The 13228-nt window shown below is 56.4% G+C and carries 9 protein-coding genes; all 9 read left to right on the top strand.

Features of this window, described 5'->3' with window-relative positions:
* The first annotated feature begins 107 nt into the window (after positions 1-107).
* The gene (locus VF629_RS07075) at positions 108-275 is read left to right on the top strand and encodes a hypothetical protein (RefSeq protein WP_331057762.1); all 168 of its coding nucleotides are present in this window, start codon (positions 108-110) and stop codon (positions 273-275) included.
* A gap of 482 nt (positions 276-757) precedes the next feature.
* On the top strand, positions 758-1201 hold the full coding sequence (locus tag VF629_RS07070; protein WP_331057761.1) for a tellurite resistance TerB family protein: 444 nt from the start codon (positions 758-760) through the stop codon (positions 1199-1201).
* A gap of 1 nt (position 1202) precedes the next feature.
* Positions 1203-1637: an NINE protein gene (locus VF629_RS07065; protein ID WP_331057760.1), complete on the top strand. Its 435-nt coding sequence runs from the start codon at positions 1203-1205 to the stop codon at positions 1635-1637.
* 6 nt (positions 1638-1643) lie between these two features.
* On the top strand, positions 1644-3077 hold the full coding sequence (locus tag VF629_RS07060; RefSeq protein ID WP_331057759.1) for a DUF4041 domain-containing protein: 1434 nt from the start codon (positions 1644-1646) through the stop codon (positions 3075-3077).
* Positions 3078-3127: 50 nt separating this feature from the next.
* Positions 3128-3541: a hypothetical protein gene (locus tag VF629_RS07055; RefSeq protein ID WP_331057758.1), complete on the top strand. Its 414-nt coding sequence runs from the start codon at positions 3128-3130 to the stop codon at positions 3539-3541.
* 533 nt (positions 3542-4074) lie between these two features.
* Complete coding sequence (locus VF629_RS07050; RefSeq protein WP_331057757.1) at positions 4075-7167, top strand: DEAD/DEAH box helicase; 3093 nt, start codon at positions 4075-4077, stop codon at positions 7165-7167.
* A gap of 979 nt (positions 7168-8146) precedes the next feature.
* A complete protein-coding gene (locus tag VF629_RS07045; protein WP_331057756.1) occupies positions 8147-9700 on the top strand; it encodes a tellurite resistance TerB C-terminal domain-containing protein in 1554 nt (517 codons plus the stop codon).
* Entirely contained in the window at positions 9694-11019 is a 1326-nt protein-coding gene (locus tag VF629_RS07040) for an ATP-binding protein (protein ID WP_331057755.1), read from the top strand. The genes VF629_RS07045 and VF629_RS07040 overlap by 7 nt, the downstream gene beginning before the upstream one ends.
* Positions 11020-13179 carry a DEAD/DEAH box helicase gene (locus VF629_RS07035; RefSeq protein ID WP_331057754.1) on the top strand — a complete coding sequence of 720 codons (2160 nt, stop codon included), beginning with the start codon at positions 11020-11022 and terminating at the stop codon, positions 13177-13179.
* The last annotated feature ends 49 nt before the right edge of the window (positions 13180-13228 follow it).

The following is a 13228-nucleotide window of genomic DNA, read 5'->3' as shown; positions in this document are numbered from 1 at the left end:
AAAAAAGTATTAGTTAAGGATAGTGGGTGGTTATCCTTCTAAAGCGGGCCGAGGAGCGGGAGTTTTGTGTCGTTAAATCCAAACGCACAATCACTTACCATCTCAAGATGCTTGAAATAATTACGCTGTTGTTGCTGCAGGCAACCACCCTATTCGGAACTCCTGCCACTTCCGACTCCACGGCGGCCGCCCGCACGGAAACCACGGCTACCGAAAGCAGTACGCCGGTCGACCCCCCGCTGCAAATCGGCGACAACGGCTGGGGCCACGACTAAGCGGAGATAAGGCCGGACAGGATGGGTTCTACTCCCGTCATTCAGCAACTACTGCCGCCAGGGCGCTCCGTGGACAAGGGCCCTGGTCAAACCTGGAAACCGCGTCTTGCTACCCCAAGCCGGTTTTCGCGTTGTTGAACGATCATCCTGTCCGGCAAATTCTCCCGTTGGCTATCCACGCGGCTCAGGGCGGGGGCTATTGCCGGATTTAGCGAGCTTTCACCGCAAGCCAGCAACCCAGCACACTGCCGCAATTCAGCCCTGCAACTCGGCCCTTAGGCTTTTGCCGGTTGTGGGTTGGAACGGGCGCACTGCTTCGTCTAAAGGCCCAGATTGCTCATCGCAAGCCCGGGGCATCGCAACCATTACGGCGCCCTAAATCCGTGGGCTGGCTTCCGGCCCCAATGCTCGGGAGGTACTCGTCAGGGCCAGTCCGCCGCCGAAAACACTCATCTTTTCATTTTCTGCACCTCATCCCACCCATGGGTCTTTTTGACAAAATGTTTGCCGGCAGTGCCGTGCAAAACAATCCCTTTACCGAGCCGCGCGAGGCTTTTTTCGCCATCCTCTACGCCTGCATGTCGGCCGATGGCAACGTCGACGACGACGAAATCAATGCGCTGGTCGTCCTGACCCAGCAGAAAGCGCTCTTTCGCGGGGTGAACGTGCTGGACCTGTACCGCCGCATCGCCCCCAAGGTCATTTCCCTGGGTGCTCGGAAAGAAACCGTAACCCTCGCCGCGCCTCACGTACCGCAGGACTTGCGGGCGACGCTGTTCGCCAACTGCGTGGACTTCGCCGCCGCCGACGGCATCGTGGGAGCGGCCGAACAGGTTATGCTGGAACAGCTGGCCCAAGCCTTGGCCCTGGACGAGCAGGAAAGCCGCACCATCATTGAGGTGATCCTCATTAAAAACAAAGGCTAACATGCGCAATCGAACCACTGCCGCGCTTCTAGCCTTCTTTTTGGGCGCTTTCGGCGGTCAGTACTTTTACTTGGGACGGGTCGGGGCCGGCGTCGCGAGCCTGCTGTTTTGCTGGACGCTGATCCCCTCGTTCATCGCGCTCTACCATTTCATCAAGTTCCTCACCATGTCGGATGAGGCCTTCAACCTGCAGTACAACCGCGAGTACCTGGCCGCCCTGAATAACAATCAGCTAGCGGCGGCCATGCAGCACGTCGCCTATCAACATTCGGCACCCGTCGTAGCCCCCGCGACCATGACGCGGACGACCCAGGCTCCGGTCGTTGCCCCGCCGACGAGTTTGACCGATGAGCTGGAACGCTTGTTTAGCCTGAAGGAAAAAGGGGCGTTGACGGAAGAAGAGTACCTGGTGCGCAAAGCAAAACTCCTAGCCTAGGCCCGCGTGACAACTACCTTCATACTGGCCCTGCTCTGCCTGGCGCTGGCCGCGGCGGGGTATTGGTGTTGGAAGAAAGCTCAGCGACACGCCGCCGAACGCGACGCCGCACGTCAGGAAGCGGAGGCTGCCCGTGCGCAGCAGAAGTCCTTGGAAGAGCGTTTCCGGCCGGTCGTAGACGCCGAAGCGGAGGGCCGCCGAATCGTTGAAGCGGCCGCTGCTGAGCGCACCCGAGTCACCCAAGAATTAACCGAAAGCCGCCAGCGCCTAACGCAGGTTATTGCCGGGTTGGCCGAGCAACATGAAGCGCAACAGGCCGAGCAACAATCTTTACAGCAGCGCATCGACGAGTTGCAGGTTGAATTCTCGGCCCTGGACGAGCAAGCCAACTTGCAATCCTTCGGCTTCTACAAGCCCCGGTTCGACTTTGTGACCTCCGTGGAATACCAGCAGAAACTGGAGTACACGCGCACGGCCCAGAAGAACCTCATCACCGCGGGTACGGCCGCCACCTGCTCCATCGAATGGCAAGTGAACGGCAGCGTGGCAGAAGGGCGCAAGCAAACGGCCCAGTACCTCAAGCTGATTCTGCGGGCCTTCAACGGGGAGTGCGACGCGGCTATGGCCCGGGTCAAGTTCAACAACGTGGGGGTGATGGAAACCCGGATCCGCAAATCCTACGAGGTCATCAACAAAATCAGCAAGTCCCAGCACAGCAGCATCGCCGCCACCTACCTGAACCTGCGCCTGCGCGAGCTCTACCTCATCCACGAAGTGCAGGAAAAGCTGCAGGAGGAAAAGGAAGTGCAGCGGCAGGTGCGCGAGCAGATGCGCGAGGAGGAACTGGCCCAGCGGGAATTGGAGAAGGCCAAGCTTGATGCGGAAAAGGAGGAGAAACATTACGCTGACGCCCTGCGCAAGGCCGAGCAGGAAGTGCAAAAGGCCACCGGCGAGGCTCAGCAGAAGCTGCTGGCGCAAATCGAGGCTTTGCAGGGGCAGCTGAGCCTGGCCCAGCAGAACAAGCAGCGGGCCATTTCGCAAGCGCAGCTCACGCGCTCGGGCCACGTGTACGTCATTTCCAACATCGGCTCGTTCGGCGAGGACGTGTACAAAATCGGCATGACCCGCCGCCTCGACCCACTAGATCGCGTGAAAGAATTGGGCGACGCGTCCGTGCCGTTCCATTTCGACGTGCACGCCATCATTTACTGCGACGACGCCCCAAAGCTGGAAAACACATTGCACCGGCTCTTTCATCAACGCCGGGTGAACCGCATCAACGAGCGCAAGGAATTCTTCCGCGTCACGCTGCCGGAAATCGCTGAGGCGGTGCTGGCCAACCACGGGGAGATTGCCTTTCTGCACGAGGCCCAAGCTCAGGAATACCGCAAGACGGTGGCTATGGTAGCCGATGCGGGGCAGGCAGTCTGTTCATCTTAAATTTTTGCTTTAGCTAAACTATGCGAAAACTGTTACCCTTTTTATTGCTTTTGCCCCTGATAGCCGCTTGCACCCACGCCGAGTCCTACGACCGCGTCGACTATCTAACGACCGCGGTAGAACGGCCGAAGACCGCCGAGGAATTGCGAGCCGAATTGCTCGAGCGGGAGCGAACGTCTCCCGAGGAGTACCTAACCGTGGAAGGCACGTACCGCCGCAATTTCATCAATCAATTGGTGCTGGAAGGCGATATAACCAACCAGGCTACGATGGCCAAATTTAAAGATCCGGTGCTGACCGTGACGTGGTATTCGGCCACGGACACCGAATTGGAGACCAAAAGCTATTCCGTATTCGAATACGTGCGGCCCCACGGCTCGGCGCACTTCAAGCTCAAAACGGAAGCTCCTTCTTATGTGGCGAAAGTGGGGATGAGCATTTTCTCAGCCACGCCATTAAAATAACACGCCCCGGTTACAATCAATGGCCGGTTAGGGAGTTGGCCATATTGTGTTTTGATAGTGTAATACGTGCATACAATACCACTACAAAACAAATAGAATAACGCCTTGAGGAAGTTTAGCCGATGCCTTAAGAAGTAGGTTACCTAAATAATTAATTATGTCACGTCATCCTATTGGTACGACTGTGCGCACTGGTTCCGATTGCCCCGAAAGTGGGGTTTGGAAAGCTAGCAGCAATGGCACGACGGCTCCGATTGCTAAAGGCAATCGGATGCCGCCTGCAGGCAATGTTGCTACGACTTGGACCCTAATCCAGTACGCATAGTATCTCAAAAGCTTGTGCTTTTGAAGACAAGCCCCGTCAAGTAATTGGCGGGGCTTGTCACTATCAAATACATTTATAGTGTTATAAATAAAAATATTAGACATACATGAAATATTTAAGCGGTTTTATTTCTAATACTGCTAGTTGATTGATAACCTCTTATCGCAGTTACACAATACCATGTTTCTTGGCTTTAAATCAACCTCTTATGTCAGTATTTTCGGACGCATATCAACATTTTTGGCTTAAAGAGCAGATCAAAGTAGGAGATACAATTCTGCAAAAGGGCTTACGAGAAAACCAATTAGGAGCGGTCGGAGCCATCTTAGCCCATTTTAGTGTTCGAGACGACGCCGCGCTTGTAAGCATGCCAACGGGGACGGGTAAAACGGCGGTTATGATAGCGGCCTGTTATGCGCTCCGTGCTAGCAAAGTGCTGGTTGTGACCCCCAGCCAGATGGTGCGGAAGCAAATCGTCAAGCACTTTAAGTTGCGCAAAGACTTGTTGGACAATGAAGTGTTAAGCCCCGATGCTCCAGAGCCGCGCGTCTACGAACTGAAAAGTGTCGTTCACAGCAAAGCAGAATGGGACGAGATTCTGGAAAACCATGACGTGGTGGTAGGCATCCCTAACACCTTTAACCAAATAGAAGAACTGCCGCAGGTGCTGGAATCTAATGCCTTTGGGGTGGTTCTGGTTGATGAGGCACATCATAGCCGGGCTAAATCGTGGGCCTACTTGCTGAACCATTTCTCGCCAGCCAAGCGAATACTGGTCACCGCAACGGCCTTCCGAAATGACAAAAAAGACCTGAAGGCCCGTTTGGTGTACAATTATCCATTGAAATTAGCTTACGAGCGCGGCCAATTCAGTAAAATCGAATATGTGCCGGTGGAAACGGCCGGGATTCAGGAGCCTGCTGCGAGGGACTTGGCCATAGCTCAAAAAACCGAAAAGGTATTCGAAGACCATAAACAGTACGGTCATAAAATCATCATCCGCACCGATTCGCGTCCCCGTGCGGAACAGCTAAAGCAACTCTACGACTCCCAAACCAACCTCAAGTTGGTGCTCATCTATAGCAAGCTCGCCCAAGCCACCATAGATAAGCGCATGGAAAAACTAGAACAAGGCGAAGCTGATGGGGTAATTTGCGTGGACATGATGGGAGAAGGCTACGATTTCCCGCTCTTGAAAATAGCAGCGATTCATGCCCCGCACAAATCGTTAGCCATCACGCTTCAGTTTGTTGGCCGAATCAGCCGGACCAATGTAGAAGCAGCAAAAATCGCACGGGTCATCGCGAGCACCCACGATTTTGAGATTGATAAAATTCAGTTATTCAAAGACACCCGGGACTGGGCCGCTATTTTGCCTGAATTGCATCGTGCGAGAACCGACCGCACGGAAGAAGAGCAGCGCTTCTTCGACACCCTGGAGGAAGTCACCCCACCGGATGACTCTTACGTAGTCGACACAGAAGAAGCGCTGTTGCTTGAAAACTCAGAACTGCGTCCCTTTTTCCACACCAAGATTTACCGGCTAATTCCCAAAAGCGTTGCGGAAGTAGACGAGGACGAAGAAGCACCCGATTTGGTTGATTTGAACGTCGTGCCAAATTTTAACGGGCTCGCGAATATGAGCCGCGTGATTCTACGGCACCATCACGTGAGCACTGAATACCGACTCGCAATTTTTGTGCTGGGCGAACTGATTACGCCCGCGTGGTACGGCGTGGACGACAACCTCAAAGACGTCAAGAATAGCCTGCTGCTAGTTTACTACGACAAACCAACCAACCTGCTGTACGTCTGCTCGTCCCTAAAGGACAACGAGCTGTACAAAGAGTTGGCCGCCAGTTATGTGGTTGACCAGTTAGCGTTTGCTGAAATTCTTTCCCTGCCAATGCTCAAGCGAATTTTGGCAGGCTGGGAGGGCTGCAAATTTTATAACATCGGCATGCGTAGCCGCAAGGCCAAAGGAAGCAACGAGTCTTACCGCCAACTTTTGGGCGGCAGCACCCAGGAATTGCTCACCCAGGCGGATGCTTTCAATTACACCCGGGGTCATTCTTTTGGGGCTGGTTTTGATTCGGTGCTGAGTCAAGAGATGTTGCTCGGCATCAGCACGAGTTCGAAGGTGTGGTCCATTATAGATGGCAAGGTCCCGGAACTGCTCGATTGGCTCAATAAACTGAGCCGCAAAATTTCGGATGCGGAGATGGACAACCTGAAATCACCCCTCACCGAGCTTGATTGTGGCCGGGACATCCGCGAGTTTCCCATCAATGCCGATAACGCGCTGGTGGCGGCGGATTGGGACGGGTCCATTTACAACCGGGAAACGCGGGTTGCCTTTTTAGATGCAGAAGATGAAGTAGTTGAAGAGGCCTTGCTCGTGGCCTGCGAAATCAGCATTTGCCGCGAGGAGTGCACCACCAGCCAACTCGTTTTTTGTGTGCAGCGAGGCCACGCTTCTGCCAAAATAGGCTACCGCATTAAGCCCGACATCGCTTTTTACTACCTCGACTCCTCCTTGTGCAAACTACACGAGACCAGAGGCAACAACGTGCTTCGTCAAAAAAGCCTGTTCAGTTTGCTTACCGATGCACCCATCAATTTCTACTTTGAAGATTGGTCCAAGCTCGTGGGACGCACGCTGATGGATTTTAACCCAAGTCTTGACCTCATTCCCGAAAGCGCAATACAGACCCTAGGTTGGGCAGGTTTGCATGTGAACGTTAATAGGGAGTTCTATACGGCGGATGAGGTGGTCGCAAATGCTTTGGCTGGCGACACCAGGCTTTCGATTCATGAGTACATCGAACAAATGGTAATGCCAGACTACGATGTAGTTTACTACGACCACGCTTCACTGGAGGTGGCCGATATACTAGCCTTTCGCCACGACAGCATAAAGTTTTTTCACTGCAAAAAGCAAAGCGGAGATGAGCCCCGATGCTCGGTTGATGACCTCTACGAGGTCTGCGGCCAAGCAGTAAAATCAGCGGTATGGACGAACAAAAAGCTTTTGCTTAACCGCTTGATTTACCGGAATAAAGAGGGTGACACAGGTGATAGAGTGAGAAAAGGATCACTCGATAAGCTGCGTGACATCCTGACCGGAATCAATAATCCCAACCTTACGGTGGACATTGTGATTGTGCAGCCGGGCTTAAAGACAACTAACCACTCAGGAACTCAAATAGAAGCGTATCAACGCATCAAAAAGCTGTTATCAGGTGCACATGCCTATCTGCAAACAGTGGGGTCTTGCACACTTTCAGTCCTAGCTACTTGAGGTAAATATTCAGCAGCACTGTCCGCGCGAAAGAGATACTGACGGGCGGTTACAGTTTTAATGGCTGTTCGCCAATATCCAACAGAGGCGCTTCGATGTGGGGCTTCAATGAGGTCTGGGCCGCTTCTGTTGGGAAGGGGTGGGGGAGACCCTCAACCACCTTCAGTGCCTGCATGTGACCAGTGTCAAGTCTCAATCTTTCAGTGAACCGTTTCTCTACCACATGGTCTGTGTAAGGGTGCCAAATTGCTGTGCTGGCAGCCCTTGCCTGACAGGATCGAGTGCGGTTCTCCGGGTGCACCAAGGCGACGCAAGCTCGAATTGTTGAGGGTGGCGCTGCTGAACGTGGTGGCAGCGTCACCTTCACCGTCAACTCCGGACCAAACCCCTAGGATGCAGCGTGACATGCCCTCGTTGCAGCAGGTAGGCCTGCTAGAGGCGGAGGCCCGGCAAGGCAGCCTTCAGCCCCAGCAGTAGGGAAGTGGCCCAGTTAGCTACCTAAGGCGGGCTTGGCCACTTCTCTACTGCTCCTTGAGGCCCCTTGAACATATAACTAATCCTGCTTCCGTTAGGACTTTACTACATGATGAGCAACGTGCTAAGCTACATTGCTTCAGCATTAACTTCCGCTTGCGTAGCTTGGGACTCATTTTTATTACTTAGTATAGCTATCCCTACTCTGATGTCATCAGAAGCTATTGTCGTATTCTGGTTTTGTACAATTATGGTCTGCCTTGTGCGTGCGCGCAATCGGGGGCGTTCCATGTTGGGCTGGGGGCTATTCGCCTTCTTTTTATGGCCGCTGGCCCTCCTGACCACGTGGGTTGTAGGACCGAAAAAACGGCTTCTCGCGGTCGGTCTTCCCCAACCGTCGTCACCAATGGCCCCTCGACCAATTATTGCACCGCCCACCGCACCGATGGAGGTGACAACCCCCAGCCAAACGCCCCCGGTTTTCCCGACTTCCCCGCTCGTTTCCGTGTCAGCCCCCGCACTCGTTGCTCCAAAACCGGATGCCGCCGTTATTGACGTGACCGGACAAGACGTGCCCTTGCGCGGGCAGACACTGGTTTCGGCAACCGAGCCAGTTCGCCCGACGCCATCCGCCGGGAGCCCCGACTACCCGGCGCCCGACTACGGCTACTACCTGCCCAGGCTGGGCACGAAATATCGCAAAAAACTGGGGTTGACCGCGCAACAGGTGGAGTGGCTGGACAAGTTTTGGCCGCCGCACAACGTGTTTGTGGCCATCGAAGGCTGCTGCGCCGCGACGATGGAGCTCTACCTGCGGGCCTTGCCCCTACTGCAAGCAGAGCTGCTGCGCACGGGCGCGTCGTTGGCGCAAGTGGTGGCGCAGAGCCAACAGGAGAGCCTGCGGCTGCGCAAAGCGCTGCCGAACCCCTACGGGTACGGGTGGGGCGAGTACGACGAGCGGTACCTGCGGGAGCAAATCGAAGACTCCATTTACTTGACGTTTTTTCGACGCTGCGAGAACGTGGTGCGCGAGGCCTACGGCAACAAACGGAAGTTGGCGGCGGAGTTCTCGGGGCTGGATGGGGCCCTGGCAGAGGTGGTAGAACAGCAGTTGGGGGAACCCTTAGACGCGCTGTTGCCGAATTTGGTGGCGACCATCGGGGCCCCCGACGAAGCCACGGAAGTGGCATTGAACCTGCAGAACGTCGCCCGTTGGAAGCAGCAGCTCGACCACCTGGCCGCCCAACTCAGCGCCGCCACCACCCGGGAATTCGTCGAGGGGGTAAACCAACTGGGGCGGCGCAACGCCCGCAACCCCGCCCTCGAGCACATCTTCTTCGACGCGTCCAAGCTCGTGGCCAAGTACGACCGGGAGGAAGCGTTGCGCTTTTACGTGCAATACGTGCATCACGACCTGAACTCGGTCACCGTCAACAGCAAGCCCCTGGCCAAGACGATTCAGAAAAGCCTGTTTCCGCAGCCCGAGCACTTGCAGCGGTTCGAAGCCCTAATTAGCCAGTTAACCCGCGACAAAGATTTATCCCGGGCCCTGAGTCAGGTGCCGACGGTGTATGCGCGTCAACGGCGGAAAATAGAGCTGAACCTAGGCGCCATCCGCGAAGTGCAGCACCAGCACGCGGGAACGGTGGAATTGCTCAACGAATACCTGCAGGACGAGCCAGAAGCCGCCGGGCCTTTGACTGATGCCCTACCGGATCAGGCAGCGATCGAAGCAATTTCAGATGATGAAATTCAATTAGCCGTGCCGGCTCCGTTGCCTAACGAGTCAACCGCTGCCGCCGGGGGCGCTTTCGCCGCGGCGTGGGGCCTGAACGCCACGCAATCGGCTCTGCTGGCCTGTTTCGGCGGGCAAGGGCTGGTGCTGCCACAAGCAACCGTGGAGACGTTCGCCAAGCAGCACGGGGCCCTGCGCAACCAACTTATAGACGGCATCAACGAGCGGTGCTATGAGCGCCTGGATGACGTGCTGATCGAAGAAGACGGCGACACTTACACCATTTACGAACCCTACTACCAGCAACTGGCTGCCCCATGTTAGAAAACGTCAAGCCCAAAGAAGCCACGGCCATCATCAATTCCCTGCTCGGGGGCGTCGTGCCCAAAGTGGGCGTGCAGCACATCACGGTGGGGCGCTCGCCCGAGATTGAAGCCTTCGTCAAGGCCCTGGACGACGTGAAGAACGGCCACAGCATGGTCAAGTTCTGGATTGGCGACTTCGGCTCGGGCAAGTCCTTCATGCTGCACCTACTCAACACCGTGGCCCTGAAGCAGAAGTTCGTGGTGGCCAACGCCGACTTCACGCCCGACAACCGCCTCTACGCCAACGACGGCAAGGGCGTGGCGCTCTATTCGTCCATCATGGACAACATCGCCATCCAAACCAAACCCGAGGGCGGGGCGCTGGCCACGCTGCTGGAGAAGTGGATCGAGCAGGTTATTACCAAGACGGCCCAGGAGCACGGGATTTCGCTGGGCGACATCCGCGACCCGCAGCACCTGCCTCGGATTCAAGCCAGCATCATGCAGACCATCCAGGAGCTGACCGACGTGGGCGGCTTCGACTTCGGCATGGTGGTGCTCAAGTATTACGAGGGCTACGTAACCGACAACGACCTGCTGCGGCGCAACGCCCTGAAGTGGCTGAAAGGGGAGTACCGCACCAAGACCGAAGCCCGGCAAGACCTGGGGGTGCGGGAAATCATCCACGACCTGAACTACTACGACATGCTCAAGAACTTCTGCCGGCTGTTCGTGAGCATGGGCTACAGCGGGTTCATGATCAACCTGGACGAGGCCATCAACCTCTACAAAATCTCCACCGCCGTGATGCGGGAGAAGAACTACGAGAAGATTCTGACCATCTACAACGACTGCTTCCAGGGCAAGGTCAGCAACTTCTTCCTCAACTTCGCCGGCACCCGCGAGGTGCTCGAAAACGACCGCCGGGGCTTGTTCAGCTACCAGGCCCTGAAGTCCCGGCTCGAAACCAACAAGTTTGAAACGGCCGGCGTGCGCGACTTTGCCCAGCCCGTCATCCGCCTGCTGCCGCTGACCCACAACGAGGTCTTCGTGCTGCTGCAGAAGCTCAAGGAAATCTTTGATTTCAACTACAAGACCCAGCTCGACGTGACGGCCGCCGACATCCAAGCTTTCATGGAAGAGATGTTCAACAAGCCCGGCGCGAGCGAGTTTCTGACGCCGCGCGAAGTCATCCGGGATTTTCTCAACATCCTGAGTTTGCTCCGCCAAAACCCGGGCCTAGACAAGCAGCAGCTGTTCGGCGACATCGAAATCCGCGACGAGCGCCCCAATGAGTCGGCCGTGGACCACCTGGTCGACAGCATCGAGGTGCTCTAAATGTCTTTCGATCTGCTTGCCGAGCCCATCCGCCGCTACGTGCGCGACCAGCGCTGGGAATCATTGCGCCCCATCCAGGCAGCGGCCATTCAGCACATCTTGGCCACCGACGACAACTTCATCCTGGCCTCGCGCACGGCGTCCGGCAAAACCGAGGCGGCTTTCCTGCCCATTCTCTCCAAGGTGGACTTCCGACAGCCCGGCGTGCGGGTGCTCTACATTTCCCCGCTGATTGCCCTCATCAACGACCAATTTCACCGCATTGAGCAGCTGTGTAAATACCTTGATGTAAAGGTGACCAAGTGGCACGGGGAAGCGAGCCGCGCCGAGAAAAAGAAGCTAGTGCAGCAGCCCGAGGGCATCGTGCTCATTACGCCCGAGTCGCTGGAAGCCATGTTTGTCAACGCGCCCTACAGCGTGCACGCGCTGTTCGAGCACTTGCAGTACGTGGTGATTGACGAAATCCACTCCTTTATGGGCACCGACCGGGGCATTCATTTAAAGTCGCTGCTCGCCCGGTTGGAAGGCGCGACCTCGGCCCGTTCGTTTTCCGTGGTGGGGCTCTCGGCCACCATCGGCGATTACGCGGAAGCCAAGCGCTTTACCGGCCACGAAGACCGCACGAAGGTGCTGCTCGACCGGGCGAGCAAGGACATGCTGACCTCATTCCGATACTTCAGTGAAAAGGACGATGGTAGCGACGTGCCCTTGAGTCTGCTAAAAGACTTGTATAAGCAGACGAGCACGAGCAAAGTGCTCATCTTTCCCAACAGCCGGGGCTTGGCGGAAGTCATCGCCGTGAAGCTGCGCCAGATTGCCGAACGGGTTGGCGGGCACGACAAGTATTTTTCGCACCACTCGTCGGTGGACAAGGAAGTGCGCGAGTACGTGGAGCATTTCGCCAAGAACAACCAGCGTCAACCCTTCTGCATTGCCTGCACGTCCACGCTGGAGCTGGGCATCGACATCGGGTCGGTGGAAAAGGTCGTCCAGGTCGACGCAGCGCACTCCATCGCCTCGCTTATCCAGCGCGTGGGCCGCAGCGGGCGCCGCGCCGGGGAGCAGAGCGAGCTGCTGCTCTACGCCACCAAACCCTGGAGCTTGTTGCAGTCCCTGGCCTGTTGGCTGCTCTACCAGGAAGGATTTGTGGAGCCGCTGGGCACGGCCACCAAGCCGTACGATTTGCTTCTACACCAGGCCCTGTCCATCACGAAACAGCTCTCGGGGTGCGCCGAAGCCGAGCTGGTGGCCCGGCTGCGGGGCAATGCCGCCTTTACGGCCATCACCGCCGAGGAGATCACGGAAATCCTGGCCGAGTTAGTCCGCATCGATTGGCTGGAGCGCCTGCCACGCGAGTTAATCATCGGGGTCGAGGGCGAGTTCACGGTCAATTCCCGCGACTTCTACAGCGTGTTCCAAACCGAGCCCGCCTTCAAAGTGCAGCACGCGGGCAAAACCATCGGGGAGATTCCGCTCACCCCGCAGGTGCGAGAAAACGAAAACGTGCTGCTGGCCGCCAAGATTTGGAAGATCAAGTACGTGGACGAGGCGGCCAAGAAAATCGAGGTCGTGCCCGCCCACGACGGCAAGCGGCCCATTTTTCTGGGCGGGGGCGGGATAGTCGATGCCAAGGTGCGGGAGAAAATGCTCGACTTGCTGATTGCCGCGAGTGCTCACCCCGAGTTGGATGCGGCCAGCCAGCAGGGGTTGCGAGAGCTGCGGCAGGAATTCGCCGGCTTTGGCCTCACGGACGCCGATACCCAACGCCCCGTGTTGGTCAAGGAGGAAAAGCTGGTGCTTTACACGTTCACCAGCACCAAGATCAACCGCAGCCTGGTCTTTCTGCTGAACGCCTTGGACGTGTCCGTGCCCTACGAGTACGACGAGCCCACGAGTAGCTTCACCTTAACGCTGCCACCGGCTCGCTTGGTGGAGGTGCTGGAACAATTGTGCCTGTATGCGCGGGACGTGGAGGTGCACCTGCTGGCGGCTGTTCAAGCAAATCCCGGATTGCTGGACTTTGCCAAGTGGGCTGCTTGGCTGCCAAGCTGCTACCAGAGCGAAGTGTTGAAAGAGCGCTACTTTGATTTTGAGGAAACGGCGGCTTTTGTCCAGAACCTGCGGCCCGTCTTCTCCAGCGAATTAATCGCGACTACTTGAGCCTAAAAGCGGAGAGTTAAATGATTCTAACCCCTGTTGGTAGTCCTAC

Origin of the sequence: Hymenobacter sp., assembly GCF_036388155.1 — a bacterium.
Lineage (GTDB): Bacteria > Bacteroidota > Bacteroidia > Cytophagales > Hymenobacteraceae > Hymenobacter.
This window is presented reverse-complemented; position numbering and strand designations above follow the sequence as displayed.